Raw genomic sequence first — 24,826 nt, 5'->3', positions numbered from 1 at the left:
GAGTCCACTTTGGTTCCCCGGATTGATCACGGAATCCTGGATGAGTCCATAAAGGTAATCAGGGGATGAGGTACGCACCGAATCGAGGGAACCCTGGAACTCACGTTTGAGGCTTAATGCAAGTCATGGATCCAGGTGGTCAAAGAGGCCTGGTTCAGCCACACGAGATGCGATCCCTGGACCCAACCGGTACTCCCCAATTTTTACAAGTGAACCGGCGCGAATCCCCAGCAAGCGCAGCCTGTGATCGAGCGCCACCCGTTTCAAGGAAGCCCTGGCGGCACCTTGCAGGGAGGCCACATCAGCGATGGGGGATGGCTGGGTTTGGTCGCGGGTGACCGTGCTGAAATCTTCATACCGCAGCTTGATTCCGATGGTGTAGGCCAGGTAGCCCTTGCGCTCGAGGTCTCCGGCGAGGCGCTCGCACAGGTCGACCAGGATGCGCGACAGTTGTTCCCGATCGAGCCTGGGATGCAGGTCCCGCTCGAAGGTGGTTTCCCGGCTGATGGATTTGGGGTTGCGGGACAGCGCCAGGGGGCGATCGTCCCTGGCATTCGCAGCCTCATGCAACCAGGCCCCGTAGCTACGCCCGAAGTGCTCGATCAGCCAGGCCGGATCGGTTTTGGCCAGGTCTCCGATGGTCCAGAGTTGGAGGCTTTCCAGTTTGGCCGTGGCCTTGGGTCCGATGCCGTTGATGGCAGAGCAGGGCAGGGGCCAGATACGGGTCGGAATGTCATCGAACCCGAGGATGGTTATGCCATCCGGCTTCTGCAGCTCAGAGGCCAGCTTGGAGAGCAGCTTGTTGGGCGTGATGCCGATGGAACAAGTGAGGCCGGTGGCTTGGCGCACGGCTTCCTTCAAGCGCCGAGCCAACTCCATCGATTCGCCAGGAACGTTGGTCAGATCGAGGTAGATCTCATCGATGCCGCGGTCCTCGATGAGGGGTGTCACTACCGCCACGGCGGCCTTGAAAGCCCGGGACGCCTGGGCATACGCCTCGAAGTGGGCGGGCAGCAAGATGGCCTCTGGCGCCAGCGTCGCCGCCTTCATCAGACCCATTCCGCTGTGCACTCCGAAGGCACGCGCCTCGTAGGTGGCCGTGGTGGCCACGCCCCGGCCCACGTAGTCCTTCAATCTCGGGTAATCCTTCCCATCCTCAGCTGCCACGGGGCGCCGGCCTCCGACGACGACAGGCAGGCCCTTCAACTCCGGGTGCTCTCGCAGCTCCACTGACGCGAAGAAGGCATCCATATCCAGGTGGGCGATGCGACGGGGCCGGCCCGACATGCGGATACCCTCCGCGCCGAGGGGCCCACCCTCGATCACCGCAGATCCCTTCGATTCACGATGCGTATCACCAGGCCTGGATGGACCACTTGCCCTCTACAAGGCTCTTGGCGAATTCCTGGCTGCGAGGTTGGAATGAGATCCATCGGACTTCCTTGCGGTGGATCAGGATAGCGAAAATAAATCGAATAGACAAATTTCCAAGTCAACTCGGACCAATGGTTTCAGGCACCCCCCAAGACGCGCCACCTTGCGGCGGTGGCGCAGTGTGATCAGAATTCACACCCCCGTCAGTCGGATCCTTCGGATGACGGAATTTGGGAAAGGAGACGCGAATGAAGGTCCGGGGAAACATCTCACTCGCATTGGCTTCCTTGCTCTGGTTGACGCCGGCCTTCGCGGCCTTGAAGGTCGGAGACAAGGCCCCCGATTTCCATGCCAAGGCCTCTTTGGGCGGCAAGGTGTTTGATTACTCGTTGGCCGAAAGTCTGAAGCAGGGGCCCGTGGTCCTCTACTTCTATCCAGCTGCGTTCACCCCGGGCTGCACCATCGAGGCCCATGAATTCGCCGACGCCGTGGATCAGTACAAGGCTCTGGGTGCGACAGTGATTGGCGTGTCCCACGACGACATCGAGAAGCTCAACCGCTTCTCTGTCACTGAGTGCCGAGGAAAGTTCGCGGTCGCCGCAGATCCAGACCAAGCCATCATGAAGGCCTATGACGCCATTCATCCGGCCAAGCCACAATTCGCCAATCGCACCTCCTATGTCATCACGCCGGATGGGCGAATTCTCTATACCTTCACGGACCTGAAGCCTGAACAGCATGTGATGAACACCTTGGCGGCCCTGCGGAAGTGGAAAGAGCACCCTGCCAAGCAATGATTCCGAAAGGGCGCGGGCTTTGGTTTGTTCGGAACCGTCGGGCAGACTCGAACTGGCCAGCGGCTGGCCCCGGCCGCGGACGCTGCGCAGGCCCCACTGGGGCCTTGCTCACTGCGGCCTACCGGGCCGCCGCTGTTTCTCGGCAGTTCGAGTCTGCTTATCTGCCGGGCGTACAGAAGAAGATCGGAGCCCTGGCTCCGATCTTCTTGGTGGTGGCTGACGTAAGACTTCGGGCCACGTCCGCGTGGCCCGAAGGAGGCAGACTCGAACTGGCCAGCGGCTGGCCCCGGCCGCGGACGCTACGCAGGCCCCACTGGGGCCTTGCTCACTGCGGCCTACCGGGCCGCCGCTGTTTCTCGGCAGTTCGAGCCTGCTTATCTGCCGGGCGTACAGAAGAAGATCGGAGCCCTGGCTCCGATCTTCTTGGTGGTGGCTGGAGGCAGACTCGAACTGCCGACCTAGGGATTATGAGGACCTGGACGAAAATCGCTGGGATCCAATGGTGGCGCGGGATGGCGAGGATCGAAACCACCTGTTCGTTTCAATCCTTGTTCACCCACGGTCGATATCGGGGGACGGACCCAGGTCTTCGAGGCTGTCCCAGGGACGTATTTCGACATCGTTCCGGCGCTGCCGCTGATCACCACCATAGACCAAGATGGGCTCAAACCCCTGGTTCGGTGCTCCGACCTCCAGGGCCGCCTTGGCCTCCAGGAGCGGCTTCAGCCAGGAGCCGTCGATGGTGCGTCCCGACTTTAACTCCACGAGGCGTGTCCGGTCGGGGCCCTGGATGACAAGGTCCACCTCCAAGCCAGAGACCTCCCGGTAGTGGAACGCCGAGGCTTCCAGGCCCTGATGCAGGTGCATCTTCATGACCTCGGAGGCCACCCAGGTTTCGAAGATCGAGCCCCTCAGGGGGTGGGTCTCAAGCTGCTCGGCGGTGCGGATGCCGAGTAGATAGCAGACCAGGCCCGCATCGTAGAAGTGCAGCTTCGGGGCCTTGACGAGCCGCTTGCGGTGGTTCGTGTGCCACGGGCCCAGGCGGAAGCATAGGAAGCTGCTCTCCAGCACCGAGAGCCATGCCTTGGCCGTGGGCTGGGAGATCCCGGCATCCGCCCCGAGGCGGGAGAGGTTGAGTTCCTGCCCCGTGCTGCCTGCACAGAGGCGGAGGAAGGTGTTGAAGCCCAGCAGGTCGCCCACGTTGAGCACCTGCCGAACGTCGCGTTGGACATAGGTGGCGACATAGTCGGCCAGCCACCGTTCCGGCGGGATGCCCTGGTCATGGATGCGGGGGTAGGCTCCCATGAACAGCGTGGAGAACAAGTCCTTCGGGGCCGCCGGGAATCGGCGCAGCTCGCCCAGGCTGGGCGGCAGCAGGTGGAGGATGACCGTCCTTCCGGCCAGGGACTGGCTCACCGCCTCGCTCAGCCCGAAATGTTGAGAGCCTGTGAGGATGAAGCGACCAGGGGCGGGGTCCCTGTCCACCATGTCCTGGATGTAACTGAGCAGTCCGGCGGCGTGCTGGACCTCGTCGAGGATGGCGCCATCAGGGTATTGGGCCAGGAACCCTCTGGGGTCCTCCAGGGCGAAGGCCCGGGTCTCCAGCGGCTCCAGGCTCACGTATGGCTTGCTGGGAAAGGCCGCCTTGCATAGGGTCGTCTTCCCCGACTGCCTAGGCCCTGTCAGGGTCACGACTGGGTAGGCGGCGGCCCAGCGTAGAAGGATGGGCAGGAGGTCCCGTTGGATCATAAATAGAGTCTAGGGCTATTAACGACCGATTCAATATCATATTTTGAAATGGTATAATCATCTGTAAGAACTGAAAACTTTGCCTCTTCAGGACCTCGAACTCTACCCGTGTTCACTGTTAAGCCAGAGCAACCATCGGTTCGAGAAGGCCGAATCCCCGACGGGAACGCCGGGATGAAGTTTGACGATGTCGTGTTTCACGGACCGGAGGATGATCTCGATCTCCTCCGCCTGCTCCTCCTTGCCCATCTGCTCAAGGAGGAAGCCCAGGCGCTGGAAGGTGGGTGGGTTGGCCCGTCTGGCGGACAACAGCAGGTCGTAGGTGTCGATCTGATCTGCAAAGCTGGAGATCAAGGATGTGGCGCGGTCAAGCCCCCCGATGTCGCGCCGGTAAGCCACAAGGTCCAGCGCGGTGCTGGCCGGGGTAGAAACCATCATGGTGCCCGTGGGCGTCTTCACCTCCCGCCGAGGCATTAGATCGGCGGATGGGCGGACGAAGAAGTCGATCCGGTGGTGCCCAACCTGCAAGGGCCTCCGCTGGAACTCCACCATGACCTGGAGCGCCGGAAGGGGTGGGGTGGACGCACCATGGATGGCGGCGGCGGACATGAGGGCCACATAGTATTCACGGCCTTCGGCTGCCATCAGGTCGTCGAGGAACCAGGGGGCGGGCGGCCCGCCCTGTGAGCGATGTTCCAAAGGGACGATCACGAAGAACCCGCGCCGGGGCATAGCCAACCGCCCCTTGCTGACCAACCGCCCCAGGTAGATCCGCAAGTTTGGATCGACGAGGCGGGTAGCTCTGGATGCCTCGTCCTTGGTGAAGGTGTAACGTCCTTCCGCCTGAAGTTCATCCACCCACCCGCGAGGTTCTGAAGAATCTGGGCCTCTCGTTCGGTCTGCCCGCTCTCGATGCTCCGCATGACTGCCACGACAGCCTCGATCCGAGTGGCATGTCGGGCGGCCTGCTCCTGGAGTGCCAGGAGGGATCGGGCGATGGAGTCCAGACGAGAAGACGCGGTGTCCTCGATCTCTCGCTGCCGAAGCTCCTGGAGCAGGTCTTTCAGAGCCTGGGTGAGGGAGCACCCTCGGTGGCCTGCGAACGATTCCAGGATCTCGTAGGCTTCGCGCCCGATTCGCGCATGCACCACGCTCCTGGCCCTGGGTTGGGCTAGCTTGCTCATGGGTTTACCTCCGCGATGTGGCATTCCGTGGCGAGCCCCCTCAGGGCGCACCATGTCTTGTGGTGTCGCAAGCCCCCGCGACACAAGTCATGCGCCGCAGGCGCAACACTGAGACCACCGGTCCAACTTGCCACCCGCAGGGTCCTAGCCCTTCGGGCTGTCCCCTGGCGCTTTCCCAGCCCGAACGGTTCGCCCAAATCTTCCGGATCGGCAGCACCAATCGGCCTGATCTCCATCTGCCGTTCAGCGGTATCGGGACGTGCATGCCTGGAGCGTCCAGATCCACCCTGAACCGGCCAGAAATCTTCCCGGCTGAAGCTATCCCAACGTCCACCAGCCGCACCAGACCACATGGAATCCCACGGCCTTCGGCTGGCGATTGTAGAAAAATTGTAGAAAAAACAAAAAGCGCCACCTTGGAAGATGGCGCTAAGTGCTTTGTTTAGTGGTGGCTGGAGGCAGACTCGAACTGCCGACCTAGGGATTATGAGACCCTCGCTCTAACCACCTGAGCTACCCAGCCATGAAGGAGCAGTCTAGCGTGGGCGCGGGTCTGCGTCTACTTCAGATCGTCCACCAGCACCACGATGAGACGCTTGGGACCGTGGACGCCGTAGGCGAGGGTCTGCTCGATGTCGGCGGTCTTGCTGGGGCCGGAGATCATGAGGGCGTTGGGGGGCAGGGCGCGGCCCCAGCCCAGGGCTTTTATGGCGGACCAGAAGCTGTCCTGGATCGTGGAGGCCCGCAGCAGCGCGATGTGGATGGGCGGCACCAAGGACATGAGCCTGGGCTCGGCGGGACCAGGCATCAGCAATAGGCCGCCGGTCTCGGCGACACCACCCACGGTGCCGGTGAAGCCAGCGTCGATGGCTCCGAACAGCTCCTGCTTGAAGGTTTCCACCGGGCGGTCGTAGGGCACCAGCTTGGGGCCGCCGGGTGCCCAGGTGGCGGCCAGAGTCGTGCCCGCTTCGCTGACGGGACCGTACAGCAGGTTCTTCAGTCCCTCGCGGTCACAGAAGGCGCGGACCACGGCGGCCCAGGTATCTGGCTTCGCCTCTAGGAACTCGGTGTGGACTGCCTCCATGCCTTTGCGCAACCGGGTGACGCGCTCGGCGGGATCCCACTGGCGGCGCTCGAGAACGGCGGTGTCGAGGGCGGGCAGGGGGCCGGAATCGCCCGAGGCGCGAAGGCGGCCGAGAATGGCGGTGCGCGAGTCAGAGGCGGACGGGTTCGGACTACTCATGGGAGACTCCCTCGGCGCGGAGGCGTTCGGTGAGCGAGCGGCGGGCCGGAACGGGTTTCGTGCGGAATTGGGTCCAGTTCTTGATCAGCGGTGCTCTGGCGGGCAGGGCTTTCCCGAAGCGTGTGGCGAACCAGGTGGCGACCCGGTAGAGCGCGGGGCGCTTGAGCACACCCGCCCAGAGGTGCCAGGCCCAATCCTCGGTGGCGGTGCGGCCCGTCCCCTTGCCGGCCACGTTCGAGCCCACGTCGCTGTGGGTGGCCTCCCGGCGCAGACGCACCAGGATCTCGGGGATGGGGATCTCCACGGGGCAGACCTCGCCGCAGGCACCGCAGAGGCTGGAACCATGGATGAGGTCGTGACGGACGCCCACGCCTTCCATCTGCGGCGTGAGGATCTTGCCGATGGGGCCTGGATAGACGGCTTCGTAGGCGTGGCCGCCTACGCGGGTGTACACGGGGCAGTGGTTCATGCAGGCGCCGCAGCGGATGCAGCGCAGGGTGGCGCGCAGCTGGGGATCGGCGTAGATGCGGGACCGGCCGTTGTCGAGGATGACCAGGTGGACTTCCTGGGGGCCGTCCTTCTCGCCTTCGCCGCGGGGCCCGGTGATCAGGTTGAAGTAGGTGCTCACGGCCTGGCCTGTGGCGGAGCGCGTGAGGATGGCGTAGAGCGGGGCCACATCCTCCAACCGCGCCACGACCTTCTCCAGGCCCATGACTGCGATGTGGAGCGGTGGCACATGGGTGCTCATGCGGCCATTGCCTTCGTTCTCCACCAGGCAGAGGGTCCCGGTCTCGGCCACGGCGAAGTTCACGCCGGACAGGCCCGCATCGGCGTCGAGGAACTTCTGGCGCAGCACCTTTCGGGCCATGGCCGTGAGCTCGTCCACGTCCTCGGTATACTTCGCGTCCTTGATCTTCTGGCTGAACTGCCGGGCGATCTGATCCTTGTTCTTGTGGATGGCCGGCATGATGATGTGGCTCGGCGTCTCGCCATCGAGCTGGATGATGTACTCGCCCAGATCGGATTCCAGAGCCTCGATGCCCTTGGATTCGAGGAAGGCGTTGAGATGCATCTCCTCGGAGACCATGCTCTTGCCCTTGACCAGGGTCTTGGCGCCCTTGGCCTGGAGGATGCCCAGGATCAGCTGGTTCGCCTGTTCGCAGGTCTCGGCCCAGTGGACCTTGATGCCGTTCTTGGCGCAGTTGGCCTCGAGCTGCTCCAGCAGCTCCGGCAGACAGAGCAGGCTGCGGGACCGGATGGCCGTGCTGAGGTCGCGCAGATCCTGGAGATCCCTCGGATCGGGGAACTGGGCCAGGCGCTTGGCGATGAGGCCGTCCATGGCGCGGCGGAAGTTGGCCCGGAGCTGGGGATCCAGCAGGGCCTTGGCGGCGGCATCCCTGAAATGGACTTCGTTCTCAGCGTGCACGGGTGCGCTCCCACAGGAATTCGGCGATGTGCTGGACCTTGAGCTTGCTGCTCTTGGCTTCCAGCGCACCGTTCACATTCATCAGGCAGCCACCGTCCGTGGACAGGACGACGGAGGCACCCGTGGCGGTGGCATCCGCGATCTTGTCGGTGACCATGGCGCCGGAGATTTCGGGATGGCGCACCGCGAAGGTGCCACCGAAGCCGCAGCACTCATACTCCCGGGTGAGGGGCGCCAGTTCCACGTTCGCCAGCTGGCCGATGAGGGCCTGGGGCTCGCCCTTGAGGCCCAGGTCGCGGACCGCGTGGCAGGAGCTGTGCCAGGTGACCTTCACGGGTTCGCCCAAATCCTGCAACCGCACGTCCAGCACATCCACGAGGAACTGGGTCAGCTCGTAGACCCGGGCGCTGAAGGCCTGGACCTTGGCCTCGTCGGGCTGGCCGTGGAACAGCTCGGGGTAGTGAACCTTCATCATGCCCGCGCAGCTGCCGGAGGGCAGGATCACGGGTAGGTCTTGAGGAAAGAGGGCCACCTGGGTGCGGGCCACGTCCCGGGCCTCCTCCCAGTAGCCGCAGTTGAAGGCGGGCTGTCCGCAACAGGTCTGGCCTTCGGGGAAGATTACTTCCACGCCGGCCCGGCGCAGGAGCTGGATGCCGGCCATACCGGCGTCCGGAAAGAACAGGTCTACGAGGCAGGTGCCGTAGAAATAGACCTTCTTGGGCTTGGTACCGTTCACTTGGAGGCCTCCGGTCGAGTCGCGGATTCGAGCAAGTATAGGAAGCTTCGATAGACTTGGCCCGTGGAACGGGTCATGCCCACTTCGCAGGTGCGGCTGCTGGCGTAGTGGCCGTCGAAGGACTCGGCCTTCACTTCGCGGGCCTCGTGCTTGGTGGCGGAGGCCGTCAATTCGGCGTGGGTGAAGCCGCGATCGCCGGCGAAGCCGCAGCAGCCGGCATCCCGCGGCACCACGACCTTGTCCGCGCAGGCCTTGGCGACCCCCTCCAACTGAGGCAGGAGGTTCATCTTCGTCACCGAACAGACGGGATGGAGCACCACGGAGCCCACTTTGTGCGTCACTTTCAACCGGGGCAGCAGCACGTCGTTGGCAAAGGCCGTGCTGTCGATGATTTCCAGCTTGTCGAACTTCGCCTGGTTTTCGGGCGTGAGGTAGCCGCGGCTGGTGAGTACGCCGTAGGTGCAGGGGCTGGTGTCCATCACGATGGCGAGCCGAGCCTGCTGGCTCCACTCCCAGAACTTCTCGATCGTGCGATTGATGGTGTAGCGATGGGCCTCATCGTAACCCTTGGAGGAGAAGGGCACGCCGCAGCAGGTGCCTTCCACGTCGAAGGGGATGTGGACCGGGTAGCCGGCCCGCGCGGACACCTTCACCAGCGCCTCCACCAGGCTCATCTCCTCGGGCTCGCCGGGCAGGTGGCCCATCATCCGGGAGAGGCAGGCGGGGAAATAGATGGCCTGCGCACCTTCCATGAAAGTCACGGGGAGCGGCGCCTTGGCGGGCTTGGGCATCTCCGGGCTCCATTGGTGGGAGGCACCGAAGGTCTTCATGATCCGGGTAATGAAGGGCATGGCCTTGGGACCGAAGAGGCTCTGGACGATGTGCCCGGACCGGAGGGCCAGGCGCATGGCCGGCTCCACCGTGGCGAAGTTGCGGGCCACGGTCAGGGCGATCTTCTGGGCGCGGCGGCTGTGGCTGGCGCGGCGGAATCGCTTGGTGAGCTGGCCGGTGTCGATGCCCACGGGGCAGGCAGTGGCGCACAGGCCATCCGTCGCGCAGGTCTCCAGAGCCATGTAGGGGAAGGCCCCCTGCAGGGAGGAGAGCAGGGCGGGGTTCTCGCGGTTGCCTTCGAGGCGGGCCATCTCGCGCCGCACGACGATGCGCTGACGGGGTGTCAGGGTGAGTTCCCGGCTGGGGCACTTGGGCTCGCAGTACCCGCACTCGATGCACTTGTCGACTTCCTCCTCGACGCCGGGCATCGGCTTGAGGTCAGACAGGTGGCAGTGGGGATCGGCATTCAGGATCACGCCGGGGTTCAGCAGGCGCTTGGGATCCACCAGATTCTTGAGCTGCTCCATGACGGCCTTGGCCTCGGGGCCCCATTCGGCCTCCACAAAGGGGGCCATGTTGCGCCCCGTACCGTGCTCGGCCTTCAGGGCGCCATCGTATTTCTTCACGACCAATTCCACCACGTCATCAATGAGGGCGGCATAGCGGTCCACCTCCACCTGATCGTTGAAGGACTGGGTGATGACAAAGTGCAGGTTGCCGTCCTTGGCGTGGCCGAAGAGGATGGCCTCGTCGTAGCGGTGTTTGGCGAAGAGCTTTGTGAGGTCCACGGCGGCATCGGCGAGCTTGTCTACCGGAAAGGCGACGTCCTCGATCAGCACCGTGGTGCCCCGCTTGCGGACCGCGCCCACGGAGGGGAAGGTGCCCGAGCGGATCTTCCACAGCAGCGCCTGTTCCACCGGATCGTGGGTGAAGCGGGCCGGCTCCAGGAGCTTCAGCCCCGAGGTGGCGGCCAGCGCCAGCCGTTCCAGCTCGGCGCGAGCGGATTCGTCCGGCCCCTGGAACTCCACCAGCAAGGCGGCGGCGCCCTCGGGCAGGGACTTGATGCCAGCGGGGATGCCCGCCTGGTTCTCCACGGAACGCAGGGAGGCCCGGTCCAGCAGCTCCAGGGCCGCGGCTCCGGCGTCGCGCAGGGGCACGATGGCCGCGCAGGCCGCGTGGAGGTCCGGGAAGATGAGGAGGCCCGTCACCTTCACCGGCAGGTCCGGCACGGTGTTCAGGACGGCCTCGGCGATGAAGGCCAGGGTGCCCTCGGATCCCACCAGCACGTTGCGGAAGATGTCCACGGGCCGGTCGAAGTCGATGAGGGCGTTGAGCGAGTAGCCCGTGGTGTTCTTCATCTTGTATTTGGCGCGGATGCGCTCAGCCAGGGGGCGGTTGGCTTCGAGGTCCTGCTTGAGCCTCAACAACCCTTCCGCAAGGGCCGGCTCGGCTTCGCGGAACCGGGCGTCGGCATCCGGCGCGGCGGTGTCGATCACCGTGCCCGAGGGCAGGACGAAGGTCAGGGATTCCAGTGTGTGGTAGGCGTTCTGCGTGACGCCACAGCACATGCCGCTGGAGTTGTTGGAAAGGATGCCGCCCACGGTGCACGTGTTGATGGAGGCGGGATCGGGGCCCATCTTGGCGCGATAGGGGCGCAGCGCATGATTCACATGGGCGCCGATGACGCCGGGCTGGACCTTCACCTTGGCGCCTCCCTCCAGCACCTGGATGCCGCGCCAGTTGCGGGCCACTTCCACCAGGATGCCGTCCGACACGGACTGCCCCGAGAGGCTGGTGCCTGCGGCTCGGAAGGTCATGGGAATCCGGGTCTCGTGACTGAGCCGGAACAGCGATTTGACCTCCTCCACGCTGCTCGCAAAGACCACCGCCTTTGGGATAAGGCGGTAGAAGCTCGCGTCCGCAGCAAAGGCGATCAAGTCCACCGGCCGGTCGAGAACACGGTCGGGACCGACGATGGACACGAGGGATTCCCTCAGGGAAGTGGCGGTGGTGGTGCTCATGAGAAATATCCTCTGGGTCGGGCGATCGCGAAAAAGGTCCCGCCGGCCTGTAGAGCGCGGCGGGACCCGGGTCTTACGTCAAAATGCCGCCCGGCCTACTTGGCAGGGGCGGGGGCGGGCAGGGTGGCTGGAGCCGCAGGAGCAGCAGGGGTTGTCTCCACCACTGCGGGAGCGGGGGGAACCTGGGGCATCCAATTGGCCGGCAGAACCTTGGCATAGAGGAAGATCACGACTCCGACCAGCGCGGCCAAGGAAAGGCTGTGGAAGAACACGTAGCGGAGAATGTTGCCTTCCTCGCCCTGCTGGTTGGTGGCGACCGAGGCCACCACGAGGCTCTGGGCGTCGATCATCTTGCCCATGACGCCACCGGCGCTGTTGGCCGCGGCGGTGAGGACCGGATTCAGGCCCAGCTGCTGGGCCGTGATCTTCTGGAGGCCACCAAACAGCACATTGGAGGAGGTGTCACTGCCGGTGAGAGCCACGCCCAACCAGCCCAGCATGGCGCTGAAGAAGGGGAAGAGTGCGCCGGTGGCGGCGAAGGCCAGACCCATGGTGGCGTCCAGACCTGCGGACTTGGAGGTGAAGCCCAGGGCCAGCATGGCGGCGATGGTGAGCAGGGAGATCTTCACGCGATTGATCGTGTTGCCGAAGATCTTGAGCAGTTCCCAGGGGCCAAATCCAAGCAGCAAGCCGCTGCAGATGCCGGCGAGGAACAGGCTGGTGCCCGTGGTGGAGAGCCAGTTGAGAGAGTAGACCGCGGCTTCCTTGGACTTCTTGGCCACGACCGGCGGAGCCTTTTCGACATTGTTATGGAGCAGGGGGATTTCGAAATTCTTCACGGTCTTGCCATAAAGGAAGTTCGGCTGGGCCTTGGTACCACCATTGAGGAAGTTCTTGACGTGAGGGGTGCCCCAGGCGAACACGAAGACGGACAGGAAGATCCAGGGCATCCAGGCCTTAACAACCTTGACCTTGCTCTGAGCCACATTCGCCGCCACAGACTCGTCCCGCTCGTGTTCGTAGCGCCAGATGTTCTTGGGCTGCCAGACCTTGAGGAAAATGACCAAAGCAACCATGGAAACGATGGCGCCGATGATGTCCACCAGCCACGGACCGTGGTAATTGCTCACCAGGAATTGGGTGATGGCGAAACTGCCGCCGGCCACCAGGCAGGCCGGCCAGACTTCGAGCATCGCCTTGCGTCCGGCCATGGTCCAGATGATCCAGAACGGGACGACCAGGGAGAAGACGGGCAGGATGCGGCCCACAGCGGCGCTCAGCATGTCCAGAGGGAGACCAGTCACGCCAGCGAGGGCGATGATGGGTGTGCCCAAGGCGCCGTAGGCGACCGGAGCCGTATTGCCAATGAGGGCCAACCCCGCAGCCTGCATGGGGCGGAAGCCCAGGCCAATGAGCATCGCCGCGGAAATCGCCACGGGCGTTCCGAAACCGGCCGCGCCCTCAATGAAGGCGCCGAAGCTGAAGGCGATCAGCAGTGCCTGGATGCGGCGATCCGAAGCCAGACCCGCGATGGAGTGCTTGACCACCTCGAAATCACCGGATTTCACCGTGATGTCGTAGATGAAGATGGCGTTCAGCACAATCCAGCCGATGGGCAGCAAGCCTACAAGGGCGCCATTGAAGGCTGCCATGCCGGCCATGCCCACAGGCATCTTGTAGACGAAGATGGCAACGGATAGACAGGTGATGAGCCCCAAAATGGCTGAGTAGTGAGCCCTCACATGCTTGGCCAGGAAGCCCAGGAGCACGAAAACCGGCAATGCGGCCACCAGGGCTGATAGGAAGATATTCCCCGCGACGGGGGAATAGACTTGGGTCCAGGGGGTCATGCAGCCTCCAAGATGGGGGGGAAGGGGATTGAGAGATAGAGTTTTTGGAAAGATCCTGGTGGAAGCCTACAATGGGTCTAGTGGTCAGACCATAGGCAAGACGACTGCTTTTGGTCACATTTCCCATCTGTTCTCTTTTCCATCATTTAGGATATTTTGATATGGAACTCACCCCGATCAAGTCCAGGAGGCTCTACGAGGAGATCGTGGAGCAGATCAAGCACCTCATCGCTGACGGGAAGCTGAAGCCTGGCGACAAGCTCCTCGCCGAGCGCGATCTGGCCGAGCGGTTCCAGGTCAGCCGAGCCTCTGTTCGGGAGGCCATCCGAACCCTGGAGATGCTCGGCATCATCGATATCCGCCCTGGCGAGGGTACCTTCGTCCGGGGTACCGAAACCGACGACATCATCCGCCCCTTGGCGATGTTCCTGGCAGTGGAACGGAATTCGCTCCTCGACATGTTCGAGATGCGCCGAATCTTCGAGACCGCTACCGCGAGCCTGGCAGCCCAGCGGGCCACCTTCGAGGAACTCGACCAGATCGAATCCATGCTGGCGAACATGCGGGAGCGGCTCAACCTGAACGATTCAGAGAAGGGCGAGGAATTCGATACCGCCTTCCACTACGCCGTGGCCGAGGCTACCCACAACAGCCTGCTGACCAAGCTCTTCAAGACCGTCTCCGAGGAGTTCGCCAAGGCCAATTCCGTGGCCCGGCGGCAGCTGTACCATGACAACGTCCAGAACCCCCAGCGGATCATCGATCAGCACTCTGAGATCCTCCAGGCCATCCGCTCGGGATCGCCCCAGAAGGCCTCCGAGGCCATGCTGGCGCATTTGAGCTTCGCGGAAGGCGAACTGCGGAAGTGGATCGTCTAACAGCATCGCCAGCTTGCTGTTCCGCTGGCGATGCACGCAGTTGGTGGCCCCGGTGGGGTTCGAACCCACGACCAAGCGGTTATGAGCCGCCAGCTCTGACCGCTGAGCTACAGGGCCGGGGCCAGTGTAGCAAACGCGGGCGCGGTGCTCCGGTCACAAGCCTCTTGTTCGTGCGGCCTCCTGGGATGAAGCGGGGCTCCTGATCGCAGGGAGCAGCGGGGTTCTAGGGCAGGGAGGAGAGGGCGAGAAGGGCTGGTAGCATGAACTCTTTGCTCATCACCCATCGGAGTCGGTACCGTGACGGACGAGAATCAGGTCGCAGGGGCCGCAGAGGCTGGACACGCCGTGCTGGACGCAGCCCTGGCCGCTCTCAGGGAATTGCGCGATAGCTGGGATCCGATCCAAGTGGATGACTGGTGCAGCAAGGTGCTGGGGCGATCCGGCCGAGTCGTACTGACCGGCATGGGGAAGTCGGGGCTCGTAGCTCAGAAGGTGGCGGCTACGCTTGCTTCCACCGGCTGTCCCAGTCTGTTCCTCCATCCGGCCGAAGCCCTTCACGGTGACCTCGGGATGGTGACCCGGGAGGATTCCGTGCTCGCCCTCTCCAACAGCGGAGAAAGCGAGGAGGTGGTCCGGTTGCTTCCGAGCCTGATCCGCCTGGGCATCCCCATGGCTGCGATCACGGCACGGCCCGAGAGCAGCCTGGGGCAGGTCGCTCACTGGACCTTCACCTATCGGTTGCCTCAGGGCGAAGGCTGCCCCTTGGATCTCGCCCCCATGGCCAGCACCACCCTCCAGCTGGTCTGGGGCGATATGCTCGCGGCCAGCCTGATGTCCCGCCGGGGCTTCACCAGGGATCATTTTGCCCTCAATCATCCCGCCGGAAGTCTTGGGGCCAAACTTGTGAAGGTAAAGGCCTTGATGCATACATTGTGGCCCGTTGTATCGGCTACTTCGGGGTTGACCGAGGTATTGAAGGCGATGACGAAGGGCCGGCTGGGCATGACCAGCGTCATGGAAGGCCCGAGGCTTCTGGGCGTTATCACGGATGGGGACATCCGCCGGGCATTGGAGACCACCGAACGCGACCGGCGAAACCCTCTCGACCTGCGGGCTGAACAGATGATGACCCGAACCCCGGCCATGATCAGCGAGGAGGCCCTGGCCTTGGACGCCGCTGGTGACATGGAAGCCCGGAAGATCACCTTCCTCATGGTAGGGCAAACTGAACACCCCACAGGCCTCATCCACATTCACGATCTGTTGACAGCAAAGGTCTTGTAAGGTTCAGGTCTGTGCTTTGGTTTCATTTCAAGGTTACATAATATACATTATCGAAAGTTAAATTCGGACTTCAAAGTGCCCTCTGTCCTGACCCGATACATTCTCCGCCGATGGACAACCCCCTTCCTGGGAGGGTTGTTCTTTTACGGCTTTCTTCTGGTCTCCTGGGAAATGGTGGCGATTTCGAAGGAGATCTTTTCGCAGGGTGCCCCTCTGCGTTGGATGTTCCCTCTCCTTCTTCTGTCCCTTCCTGAAACCTTCTCCATGGTTCTGCCCATGGCCGCGGTGCTTGGTGGGCTGCTGGGAACCCAGCAGCTGATGGAGGGCTCCGAGCTGGTGGCCGCCCAGGGGCTCGGCGCGGGCCGCCGGACCTGGTTCAGCCCCTGGGTGATCCTGGCCTGCGGACTCCTGCTCCTGGCTTCTGTCAACGCTCATCTCCTGGTGCCCGCCTCCGCGAACCTCCAGCAGACGCTTCGGCGAAAGATGTCTGAGGCTGCCAAGGCCAGGTTCCTTCGCCCGGGCAGTCCTCCCTGGCACCCACCCGGTTCTCCCGACACCGCCTTCTGGGTATCAGAAAGCGGACAGATCCACCTCATGGAGTCCACGGCTCAGGGCACGCAACACATGACCGCCTCCAAGATGACGTATGCCCTGGAGAACACATCGGTCGGAAATGCTGAAATCCGACTTCATCTCTCGGACCTTCAAGGTGTGCTCTACCAGCCTTCCGGTGATGGCAGCGTCATCCACCTGAAGCAAGAACAGCAGATTTTGCGTTTTGCCATTCCCTCCGGGCCCCGCTTGCTCACCCCGGTTCCCCTGAGGTATGAATCTTCCAAGGCCTTATTTCAAACTTACGGGGATGCCAGAATTCCCGAACTTCAGCGCCAACAATCCGCCATCGAGCTCAGCAGGAGAATCACCCTGCCCCTTGCCGGCGTCTCCTTGCTGCTTATGGGAATCGCCCTGGGCTTTGGGCACCCGCGGTTCTACCGGGGAGGGGCCGTCATCAAGAGCCTTGGCGTAATCCTGGTTTATTATTTATTGATGAAATACATTGAAAACATGCTTTTAGGTGGAAAAGTTAAATCGATCTATCCGACCCTCATCCTCCCTTTCTTTTTCCTTGGAGCCGGGTGGTTCATCCTTAGTTATCGCCTTAAACCCCACCGGACTCGCCCTGGCCTTGGGGGGCTTGCCCTGCGTTCGCTGGGACACACCTTGCACCTCGGCCCCCTTCATGCCCGGATGGCTGCCGCCAAATCATCGATGCTCCAGTGGGTTCACGGTCAGGGAACGCGCCATGGCATCTTCCGCCACTGGTCTACGCTCGCCTGGTGGCGCAATTGGGGTCTGACCCTGGGCAGCCTTCTGGCCTTGGACCTTCTCATCGAGTTCTCAAATCTTGCTGGAGACTTATCGAAAAATAATATTCATCTCGTTGTTTTTATTAAATATTGGATATGGAATTTACCCCCATTTCTGGAAGTGGCCTTCCCAGTATCCTTCCTGCTCGGCAGCATGCTCACCCTGTCTGAGGCCGCGCTTAACCGCGAATGGCTGGCCATCCGTGCCGGTGGCGTCAGCCTACTCCAATGGATCTGGGCCAGCCGTTTCGCTTGGGGTACGGTGGCCCTGGCCACTTTCCTCCTCCAGGCTGGGTTGGCTCCCATGGCCAGGACCCAGGCCCGGAGGCTCTATTACCAGATCCTTCAGCGCCCGCAGGGGGCGGCCTCCACGGCCCCTTGGATGTACCTCGGCTCCACGGGCGTCCTATGGCACCTCTCTCCCGAGGTCCGCTGGGGCTTTCCCCTGAAGAGCCCAGGCGAGGCTCCGATCCTTCTCCGGTGGCAACCTGGGACCGAGCGTTCAGAAGCCCTGGCTTGGGGCGGAGCTCATCTGGTAGCGGGGCCCGCCACCGAGGTCCTTTTCCCTGATCGGGCCCTTCGGGACGCTCCTTCTGCCTCCGAAGCCCAAACCCTGGACCTGGTCGAATGGCAACGCTGGGCACCGGACCCTGAGCGCTCCTACCTCCTGTGGAGTCGCCTCCTGGGTTGGTTGGCCGGCCCTCTCCTCGTCTTGGCCATGCTCTCGTATGCGTTTCCGGGTCCCCGTCAGGGGCGGGGTCAAGCCATCGGGGTCGGTCTGGTCGGCGGGCTCGTGTTTCTGGGGCTCCAGACGCTGTTCGGTGGAGCAGCCCGTGCCTCTGAGATTCCAGCTTACTGGGGCATCCTGGCCCCCTTTCTTCTTCTCGGCGGGAGCGCCCTGGCCCGCGTTTCGAAGCTGCGAACCTGAAGGTGCCCATTCCGGCTTGCCTAACTCTTGGACCCACAACTGCCGGAGATGAGACAATGCCTCTCCAGGCTTCCCGTCCTTTTCTCAGGGCGGGGTTTCTTTTTTGTTTTCTCAGAAAGGACCTTTTTGGACACCTTCCGGAATCCTGAACAGCCCACCCACGCTCTGACCCTCCAATCCCTGGTGGACCGGTACCGTCCTGCCCTGCAATTCGCTGCGGGCTACCTCGGCCTCGGCCTGCTGCTTCGTGTGGTGTTGTGGGTGAGCTTCGGCCGGGAAGCGCATGTGCCGATCACCTCCCTGCTCTGGATTCTCCCGGCCGGGCTGGCCTCTGATGCCATACAGTCCCTCTACTTCCTGCTGCCTGTGGCTCTTTACCTATGGCTGAAGGGTTCTCGCAGGGGCACCCTGCTCCCTCCCGCCATCACCTTTTTATATGCCCTTGGATGGCTATTCCTGGCGGCCTGCGAGTATTTCTTTTTCGAAGAATTCAACGCTAGGTTCAACTTGGTTTCGGTGAATTACCTCATCTATCCTACCGAGGTCGCGGGAGATATCTGGTCCGAGTATCCCGTGGTCAAGATCCTGCTGGCCTGCGTCGTGGTGGCCGCCTTGGCCACCTGGAAACTCCGCACTCAATGGACCAAGGCGCTGGCCACACCCGTTAGTTTCAAGACTCGCAGTCTTATCATGGCTGGCTATGGCGCTGTGCTCGCCTTGGTCATTGCCTTGGTTCCCACCAACCTCTTCGGGATTTCCGCCAATCGGGTCGCCAACGAACTTGAGGCCAATGGCCCATCCAGCTTCTTCCGGGCGCTTCACACGAGTGAAATCAACTACCACGCCTACTACGCCTCCCGTCCTCCGGCCGAGAACCTGAAGCTCCTGGCAACCCAATTGGCCTCTGGAGCCGGCACCTTCACTCGGCTCTCAGAAGGCCGCCTGGATCGGCAATTCCCGGCCCGACCCAATGGTCTGGGCAAGATGAATGTCGTTCTTATTTCAAGCGAGTCGTTCGGAGCCGAGTTCAGTCAACTCTATGGATCAACAAGGAATTGGACACCTGAGTTCGACCACTTTGCTCAGCAGGGGCTCTGGTTCAGGCATGTATACGCCACGGGAACCCGCACGGTTCGAGGCCTGGAGGCCATTACTGCTTCCATCCCTCCGATTCCCACCGAAGCCATCCTCAGGCGACCCGGACACGAGTCCCTGGCCACCCTCGGCTCAGTCCTCCGGGGCCAGGGCTATCAGACGGCTTTCCTATATGGCGGCTACGGCTATTTCGACAACATGAATGAATTCTTTCAGAGTAATGGCTATGAGGTACTCGACCGGACCAACCTGAAGACCCAACCTCGCTTCGAGAACATCTGGGGGGTTTCGGACGAGGATCTCTTCGACATGGCATTGTCCTATGCGGACGGACGTTCCGCCACCGGGGTTCCCTTTTTTATCCACATCATGAACACCTCGAACCACAAGCCTTACACCTTCCGGCCCGGCTTAGAATCCATCGGGGTGAAAGCCACAGGGGGAGGCCGGGAATCCGGCGTGCGTTACGCCGATTTCGCCCAGGGGCGCTTTTTGCGGGATGCGGAACACCATGCCTGGTTCAAGAACACCCTCTTCATCGTCATCGCTGACCATGGGGCCAGGGTCTATGGACGGCAGGAAATCCCCCTGAAGACCTATGAGATTCCCTTGATGTTCTATGCTCCCGGCCGCCTGGCGTCCAGGCGCTCAGATGGCCTCATGTCCCAGATTGATCTGGCCCCTACCCTCATGGGTCTCCTCGGCCTGCCCTACACAGCGCCCTGGTTCGGTCAGGATGCGCTCAATACACCGGAATCCGGGCGGGTGCTGCTGTTCAACCACAATGACAATGTGGCACTGATGAAGGATGGGGCCCTCACCATCCTTGGCCTCCACGGCACCACGGTGTCCAAGGTCTATGACGCTGAAAAGGATTCGTATCACCCGCTCCCGGAAGGCGTCGTCCATGACGACTTGGCCATAGCCTATTTCCAGACAGCTTATGAACTCTTCAAATCAAAGAGATACAACTGACAGCCTTCCCATGCCTTCCCAGGAAAGTTGAATCGTGAGTTCATTGCTCTCTCGCGCTCAAGAAGCCCTATCGGAGCACCCCCTGCTCCAGCCAGGGGACAGGGTACTGGCCGCCATGTCCGGTGGGGTCGACAGCTCCGTGATGGCCGCCCTGCTCCACCGGGCCGGCTATGAGGTCATCGGCGTGTCCATGCAGCTCTTCGAAAAGAAGGCTGGTGGAGCTTCCGAAGGAAAGTGCTGCACGCTTGACGACTTCCAGGATGCCCGAAGGGTGGCCCACGAGATGGGCTTTGCCCATTACGTCATGGATTTCGAAACCCGCTTCCGCGACACGGTCATCGAAGGATTCATCCAGGGGTACTTGGATGGCGAAACACCAAGTCCCTGCATTCGTTGCAACCAGCACCTCAAGTTCTCGGCGCTGATGGAGCGGGCCGAATCCCTGGGGGCCCCCTTCGTGGCCACAGGCCACTACGCGACCATCACCCAGGAGGGCGGACGCTGGCACCTTCAAAAGGCCTCAGACCCGGCCAAGGACCAGAGCTACTTTCTCTTCCACCACACCCAAGCCACCTTGGCGAGGACATTGTTCCCGCTCGCTCAGCTGACCAAACCCGAGGTCAGAAGCCTGGGCGCCGAACTGGGCCTGCACTTGGCCGAAAAATCCGAAAGCCAGGAAATCTGCTTCGTGACCCAGGACCGGTACGACAGCTTCCTGGAAGCCGAAGGCCGCGATCCAGGTCGGGGTGATGGTGACATCCGGCACCTGGATGGTCGAATTCTGGGCCGACACCACGGCTACTGGCGACACACCATTGGCCAGCGTCGGGGCCTGGGGATCGCCTACGCCGAGCCCTTGTATGTCGTGCGGGTCGAACCCCCCACCAACACGGTCTGGGTCGGCAGCGAGGCCGATCTCATGGGGGCTGAGTTGCTGGCTCGCGAACTGACTTGGGTCGACGGTCCTCCCCTGGGGCCCCTGGCCTGCCAGGCCCGCATCCGCAGCCGGTCCCCGGAGGCCGACGCCCTGGTCATCCCCCTGCCCGATGGCCGGGTCAAAGTCGCCTTCGCCGAGCCCCAGCGAGCCATCGCAGCTGGTCAGGCGGTGGTCTTCTACCGAGATGGCGAGGTGCTGGGTGGTGGCTGGATTGACGCCAGGCCAGAGTGAACCAGGGGGATCATTTACCGCCCAGGGTGTAGGCCACACCGGGATAACTGACGAAATGGTACAGGTTGGCTTCCGCAGTCGCGCCCAACCCCAGGTCTCGAACCGGGATCTGGGGAAAGCTGATAGAAGTGCCAAAGGCCACGGGGAACCCTGCGGGAGCGGACAAACCCAGATTCTGGGCAGTTTCGTTCAGCAGCAACAGGCCGAACGGGATGGAGAAGCGACCACACCAAGGCATGCGGTATTGGTCAGGATTTTGGGGATTCACCACGGTCGTGAAGAAGTTCCGGATTTTCGCCACCGATACCGGGCCCGCCAAAGGCCCCTTAAGTAATTGGCGATCCCTTTCGATGGCCTCGGTGTAAGCCGCCACACCTCCGCCGCCATAGGGCGTGTACTTGAAGTCCTCACCGTAATGAATGCCGTCAGAGGAGATGACGATGGCCAGATCTCGTCCGAGGGTCCAATTGCGGGCTTTCATGCTTCCCGCCAGGGCCTTCCCAAGATGCGCAGCCAGTTCCTGGAAGCGCTCGAAGGAGGCCGAAGGTACGAGGATGGACACGATCTCGACCGTCGGATCCTGGTGCTTCATCCAGAAGGCGATCGCTTCGACGGAATGCTCGCTGTCCTGCATGGCTGCGTCCTGGATGACATCCGAGGCCGGAATCCGCGCCAGCAAGTCTTCGCGCAAGCCGGAGACTTTGATCTCGCCATCCGGTGAGCGCCAGGCGCGATAGGAATCAAAGACGAGAGCGTCCTTCGCGCCGAAACGGCGGTATTTGTGAAACACGCCAACGAGCACGATGGTCCTGGCCTTCACGAGTGGCATCAACTGGCGGTACACGCGCCCTGCATAGAGGTAGTCATCGTGAGGGCAGATGAGACCGGCGACGCCAGGGGCGGGCATGGGTCCGAAGGACTCCGGGTAAGGAGGAAGGGCAGATCGTTCCCACACTTTGGCCATCTGCTCTGGCTTCGAGGCGAAGCCAACAGCGTCCTGCTGGCCCCGGAGATCCCCCTGCGACGGAATTCCCATGGTCTTCCGGACCTCTTCCAGCGTGGGGCGCTGAGGTGGTACGGGAAGTTGGGGAAGCGAAGCCTGGGCGAGAGCAGGAAGGCAGACCAAGAGACAGGCGCAAACGGCAGTGGCGCTATTCATGGCGGGATCTCCGGAACCAACCTAACAGCCCTGCTCGCGCCATCCGCGATTTCGCTTCCGATCGGCACATGAAAAAGCCCCCTTGCGGGGGCTGATTGGAGGCGCCGATCGGAATCCGGTGCCCGCCGCGTGGCTGGCTGCGCACGGCCCTTTTCGCCATGAACGCCACATCAAGTGGCGCCCATGGCGGGGCCTACCTGCGCGCCATCCACGACTTCGATTCCGATCGGCGTAAAAAAGCCCCCTTGCGGGGGCTGATTGGAGGCGCCGATCGGAATCGAACCGATGGATACAGGATTTGCAGTCCCGGGCCTTACCACTTGGCTACGGCGCCTTGCGTTGATGCAGTGGGGCTTTCAAACATTACGGGCCGCTTGCGCGGCCCGGGAAGTGGAGCGGGTGATGGGATTTGAACCCACGACTTCAACCTTGGCAAGGTTGCACTCTACCACTGAGTTACACCCGCGTGAGACATCAAGACTAGCAATGGCGCGCGATACGGTCAACGGTCTTTTTCGGATCGGCAGGTGGGGCAGAGACCGAAGAGCATCAGCTGATGGCGGGTGATCCGGAATCCCGAGAGCGTCTCGAGTTCGATGAGCGACTCGTCGAGTCCACAGGCATCCACTTCTACGGTGCGTCCGCAGCGCTCGCACTGGAGGTGGTGGTGATGCCGGCGCGAGTCACAGCGGACGAAGCGCATCACCTGGTCCGGGCCCATGATGCTCTCGGCCCAGCCTTCTTGCACGAAGCGCTCGAGATTGCGATAGACCGTGGGCAGGCCTGAGCGCCGCTCCGGCATGCGTTCCCAGATCTCCTCCACCGTGAGTGGGCGATCCGTGTCCTTGAGCACTTGGAGGATCCCTTCGCGCTGTGGCGTCTGCCGCATGCCAGCAGCACGCAAGGATGGCGAGGAGGGGGGGGCGGGGTCGGGCATGGCCCTAGAATGCCAGATTCGGGCATGCTGGATCCTATGCTCCAGCGCACATTGGGCCGACTGGGCGTGCCGGACGCCAGCCAGCCGTTCCTTCCCCTCGCCTTCCGGCTCTACGCCAGCTTCGGTCTGCTGGTGCTGCATCTTGCGTTGCCCGCCGAAGGGCGGGTCGCTGGCCCCGGTGAGGATCTGTACCTGGCGACCTTGGGACTCCTGCTGGTCGAGGCGATCTGGGAGGCTGGCCGTGGCATCCGAAGCCGGGATCAGATCTTCCCCACCCCGACCCTGCCCTGGATCTGGTGGAACCTGGTGCTGGACCTGGCCCTGGTCACCCTGGTCATCGCCTACCAGGGTGTCGTCCAGGAGCGGTTCTCCACCCTGTATATCTTCCCCGTGCTGGCCTCCGCCTTCTACCTGGGAACCACCGAGATCGTCTGGGTGGGGGTGGTCTCTTCCATCTCGCATATCCTGCTGGTGCTGGGCTTCACCCTCGGACTGATCCCACCCTTCGGCCTCTCTGGCGAAGGCCTCGACCTGGAGGGGGGCCGCCTGCCCTTCCTGCTGGGCATCACCTCCCTGCAAATCTTCGCCACCACCCTGGTGGTGGTGCTCATCCGCCGGGCCCTTGAGCGGCTGCGCACCGACCTGAGCGCCAGCGAAGCCACCGTGGACGAGCTGTCGGCCCTGCATCGCCGTGTAGTGGACTCCATGTCCTCCGGTCTCATCACCCTGGACCCGGACGGGCGGATCACCTCCGCCAATCCGGCGGCGATAGCCATCCTCGGTCGGTCCGTGCCGCTGGGCGCTCCCATCCAGGATCTCCTCCCACTGGGCCATCCCCTCCCGGCCCAACACCGATTCGAGTTGACCCTCCCGACGGGAGCCCGGAACCTTCAAATTCTGGGCGGCCACCTGACCTCTCTGCGGGGCTCTGGAGGCCAGGAGACCGGCCAGTTGCTGTTGTTCCAGGATTTGACAGAGCTCAAGGCATTGGAGGAGCGGACCCGAATCAGCGAGCGGTTGGCGGCCATCGGGCAGTTGGCCGCCGGCCTGGCCCATGAGCTTCGGAACCCCCTGGCCTCCATCAGCGGGTGCGTACAGCTGCTGAATCACCAGGCCGCCTCGGAGGAGGTCCGAACCCGCGTGCTGGGCATCCTGGAACGGGAGACCCACCGGGTGGGCGCCATCGTCTCCGATTTCCTGGATCTAGCCAGACCCGAGGCAGCCCCTGGTGTGGTCCTTTCCCTTGCTCGTGTCCTGGACGAGGCCCGTGCGAGCTGGGAGATGGATCCCCGGACGGAGGGCCTGACTCTCAACCTGCGGGAGCCGCCCCAGGCTCTGCTCTATGCAGATCCGGTCGGCCTGCACCGGGTTCTCATGAACCTGCTGAGCAACGCCCGCAAGGCCGTGAAGGGCCTTCCTTCCCCGCAGGTCAGTCTTTCAGCCACCGTTTCCGAAGGCCAGATCCAATTGGCTGTGGAGGACAACGGCTGCGGGATGTCGCCTGGTCAGCTGGACCTTATGTTCGTGCCATTCTCAGGTAGTTTCGAAGAGGGATCGGGGCTGGGCATGAGCCTGGTCTACAAGTTCACCGAGGCCATGGGATGGCGGATCGAGGTCCAGAGCCGCCCTGGGGCCGGTACCCGCGTCCAGATTTTCCTACCTGGATATCCACAGGAAGAGCTATTGGCGCCACCTGACGATCAGGCGTAAACTTCCCGCAGCATTCCGACATCTAAATCAGGACACACCCTTGCAGGGTCCACTTGGCACCTGCCACAGTGGTTCATCCCTTCCACTGCTTTCGGCTCCCGCCCTATCGGCAGG

General features: G+C 62.7%; 17 protein-coding genes and 4 tRNA genes. 7 read left to right on the top strand and 14 right to left on the bottom strand.

Going from position 1 to position 24,826, the window contains the following annotated elements; translation table 11 throughout:
- Positions 1 to 123: 123 nt before the first annotated feature.
- Positions 124 to 1,287 carry a DNA polymerase IV gene (gene dinB, locus NOV74_RS02580; protein ID WP_257308984.1) on the bottom strand — a complete coding sequence of 388 codons (1,164 nt, stop codon included), beginning with the start codon at positions 1,285 to 1,287 and terminating at the stop codon, positions 124 to 126.
- A 335-nt stretch (positions 1,288 to 1,622) separates the two neighbouring features.
- Between dinB and NOV74_RS02575 the strand changes: the two genes are divergently transcribed.
- Entirely contained in the window at positions 1,623 to 2,171 is a 549-nt protein-coding gene (locus tag NOV74_RS02575; protein WP_257308982.1) for a peroxiredoxin, read from the top strand.
- A 552-nt stretch (positions 2,172 to 2,723) separates the two neighbouring features.
- Here NOV74_RS02575 and NOV74_RS02570 read toward each other — a convergent pair.
- From NOV74_RS02570 to NOV74_RS02535, 8 genes are all read right to left on the bottom strand, one after another.
- Positions 2,724 to 3,920: an ATP-binding protein gene (locus NOV74_RS02570; RefSeq protein ID WP_257308980.1), complete on the bottom strand. Its 1,197-nt coding sequence runs from the start codon at positions 3,918 to 3,920 to the stop codon at positions 2,724 to 2,726.
- A 102-nt stretch (positions 3,921 to 4,022) separates the two neighbouring features.
- Positions 4,023 to 4,778 (bottom strand): type IV toxin-antitoxin system AbiEi family antitoxin domain-containing protein, encoded by a 756-nt coding sequence (locus NOV74_RS02565; protein ID WP_257308978.1) that lies wholly within the window; start codon positions 4,776 to 4,778, stop codon positions 4,023 to 4,025.
- Between the two features lie 772 nt (positions 4,779 to 5,550).
- Positions 5,551 to 5,627, bottom strand: a tRNA-Met gene (locus tag NOV74_RS02560).
- 36 nt (positions 5,628 to 5,663) lie between these two features.
- Positions 5,664 to 6,347, bottom strand: coding sequence for a LutC/YkgG family protein (locus tag NOV74_RS02555; RefSeq protein WP_257308976.1), 684 nt, complete (start codon positions 6,345 to 6,347; stop codon positions 5,664 to 5,666).
- Positions 6,340 to 7,773, bottom strand: a complete 1,434-nt coding sequence (locus NOV74_RS02550; RefSeq protein WP_257308975.1) for a LutB/LldF family L-lactate oxidation iron-sulfur protein — start codon at positions 7,771 to 7,773, stop codon at positions 6,340 to 6,342. The genes NOV74_RS02555 and NOV74_RS02550 overlap by 8 nt, the downstream gene beginning before the upstream one ends.
- The gene (locus NOV74_RS02545) at positions 7,763 to 8,509 is read right to left on the bottom strand and encodes a (Fe-S)-binding protein (protein WP_257308972.1); all 747 of its coding nucleotides are present in this window, start codon (positions 8,507 to 8,509) and stop codon (positions 7,763 to 7,765) included. Before NOV74_RS02545 ends, NOV74_RS02550 begins: the two co-directional genes overlap by 11 nt.
- A complete protein-coding gene (locus NOV74_RS02540; RefSeq protein ID WP_257308970.1) occupies positions 8,506 to 11,361 on the bottom strand; it encodes an FAD-binding and (Fe-S)-binding domain-containing protein in 2,856 nt (951 codons plus the stop codon). Before NOV74_RS02540 ends, NOV74_RS02545 begins: the two co-directional genes overlap by 4 nt.
- Before the next feature lie 95 nt (positions 11,362 to 11,456).
- On the bottom strand, positions 11,457 to 13,211 hold the full coding sequence (locus tag NOV74_RS02535; protein WP_257308969.1) for an L-lactate permease: 1,755 nt from the start codon (positions 13,209 to 13,211) through the stop codon (positions 11,457 to 11,459).
- Between the two features lie 161 nt (positions 13,212 to 13,372).
- Here NOV74_RS02535 and NOV74_RS02530 point away from each other — a divergent pair, with 161 nt between their 5' ends.
- Complete coding sequence (locus NOV74_RS02530) at positions 13,373 to 14,089, top strand: FadR/GntR family transcriptional regulator (RefSeq protein ID WP_257308966.1); 717 nt, start codon at positions 13,373 to 13,375, stop codon at positions 14,087 to 14,089.
- Between the two features lie 41 nt (positions 14,090 to 14,130).
- Here the strand turns inward: NOV74_RS02530 and NOV74_RS02525 are convergent.
- A tRNA-Ile gene (locus tag NOV74_RS02525) sits at positions 14,131 to 14,206 on the bottom strand.
- A gap of 180 nt (positions 14,207 to 14,386) precedes the next feature.
- Between NOV74_RS02525 and NOV74_RS02520 the strand changes: the two genes are divergently transcribed.
- The 4 genes from NOV74_RS02520 to mnmA all read left to right on the top strand — a co-directional run bounded on the left by NOV74_RS02520 (position 14,387) and on the right by mnmA (position 20,906).
- Positions 14,387 to 15,373 carry a KpsF/GutQ family sugar-phosphate isomerase gene (locus NOV74_RS02520; RefSeq protein ID WP_257308965.1) on the top strand — a complete coding sequence of 329 codons (987 nt, stop codon included), beginning with the start codon at positions 14,387 to 14,389 and terminating at the stop codon, positions 15,371 to 15,373.
- A gap of 75 nt (positions 15,374 to 15,448) precedes the next feature.
- Complete coding sequence (locus tag NOV74_RS02515; protein WP_257308963.1) at positions 15,449 to 17,668, top strand: LptF/LptG family permease; 2,220 nt, start codon at positions 15,449 to 15,451, stop codon at positions 17,666 to 17,668.
- Between the two features lie 126 nt (positions 17,669 to 17,794).
- Entirely contained in the window at positions 17,795 to 19,738 is a 1,944-nt protein-coding gene (locus NOV74_RS02510; RefSeq protein WP_257308961.1) for an LTA synthase family protein, read from the top strand.
- Positions 19,739 to 19,820: 82 nt separating this feature from the next.
- Entirely contained in the window at positions 19,821 to 20,906 is a 1,086-nt protein-coding gene (gene mnmA / locus NOV74_RS02505; RefSeq protein ID WP_371748417.1) for a tRNA 2-thiouridine(34) synthase MnmA, read from the top strand.
- Positions 20,907 to 20,916: 10 nt separating this feature from the next.
- Here mnmA and amrB read toward each other — a convergent pair whose 3' ends face one another.
- From amrB to NOV74_RS02485, 4 genes are all read right to left on the bottom strand, one after another.
- Positions 20,917 to 21,813, bottom strand: coding sequence for an AmmeMemoRadiSam system protein B (gene amrB / locus NOV74_RS02500; protein WP_257308958.1), 897 nt, complete (start codon positions 21,811 to 21,813; stop codon positions 20,917 to 20,919).
- A gap of 511 nt (positions 21,814 to 22,324) precedes the next feature.
- Positions 22,325 to 22,399, bottom strand: a tRNA-Cys gene (locus NOV74_RS02495).
- Between the two features lie 57 nt (positions 22,400 to 22,456).
- Positions 22,457 to 22,531, bottom strand: a tRNA-Gly gene (locus tag NOV74_RS02490).
- 36 nt (positions 22,532 to 22,567) lie between these two features.
- The gene (locus tag NOV74_RS02485; protein WP_257308956.1) at positions 22,568 to 22,954 is read right to left on the bottom strand and encodes a Fur family transcriptional regulator; all 387 of its coding nucleotides are present in this window, start codon (positions 22,952 to 22,954) and stop codon (positions 22,568 to 22,570) included.
- A 72-nt stretch (positions 22,955 to 23,026) separates the two neighbouring features.
- Between NOV74_RS02485 and NOV74_RS02480 the strand changes: the two genes are divergently transcribed.
- Positions 23,027 to 24,712, top strand: coding sequence for a two-component system sensor histidine kinase NtrB (locus NOV74_RS02480; RefSeq protein ID WP_257308954.1), 1,686 nt, complete (start codon positions 23,027 to 23,029; stop codon positions 24,710 to 24,712).
- Positions 24,713 to 24,826 lie beyond the last annotated feature (114 nt).

Origin of the sequence: Geothrix fuzhouensis (genome assembly GCF_024609325.1) — a bacterium.
In the GTDB taxonomy this organism is placed as follows: Bacteria; Acidobacteriota; Holophagae; order Holophagales; family Holophagaceae; genus Geothrix; species Geothrix fuzhouensis.
Note: the sequence above shows the minus strand (reverse complement) of the source record. Positions and strands in the feature narration are given on the sequence as shown.

Coding starts and splice junctions, on each gene's coding strand:
- dinB (WP_257308984.1), bottom strand. CDS start 1,287: ATGTCGGGCCGGCCCCGTCGCATCGCCCACCTGGATATGGATGCCTTC.
- NOV74_RS02575 (WP_257308982.1), top strand. CDS start 1,623: ATGAAGGTCCGGGGAAACATCTCACTCGCATTGGCTTCCTTGCTCTGG.
- NOV74_RS02570 (WP_257308980.1), bottom strand. CDS start 3,920: ATGATCCAACGGGACCTCCTGCCCATCCTTCTACGCTGGGCCGCCGCC.
- NOV74_RS02555 (WP_257308976.1), bottom strand. CDS start 6,347: ATGAGTAGTCCGAACCCGTCCGCCTCTGACTCGCGCACCGCCATTCTC.
- NOV74_RS02540 (WP_257308970.1), bottom strand. CDS start 11,361: ATGAGCACCACCACCGCCACTTCCCTGAGGGAATCCCTCGTGTCCATC.
- NOV74_RS02535 (WP_257308969.1), bottom strand. CDS start 13,211: ATGACCCCCTGGACCCAAGTCTATTCCCCCGTCGCGGGGAATATCTTC.
- NOV74_RS02530 (WP_257308966.1), top strand. CDS start 13,373: ATGGAACTCACCCCGATCAAGTCCAGGAGGCTCTACGAGGAGATCGTG.
- amrB (WP_257308958.1), bottom strand. CDS start 21,813: ATGCCCGCCCCTGGCGTCGCCGGTCTCATCTGCCCTCACGATGACTAC.
- NOV74_RS02485 (WP_257308956.1), bottom strand. CDS start 22,954: ATGCGGCAGACGCCACAGCGCGAAGGGATCCTCCAAGTGCTCAAGGAC.
- NOV74_RS02480 (WP_257308954.1), top strand. CDS start 23,027: ATGCTGGATCCTATGCTCCAGCGCACATTGGGCCGACTGGGCGTGCCG.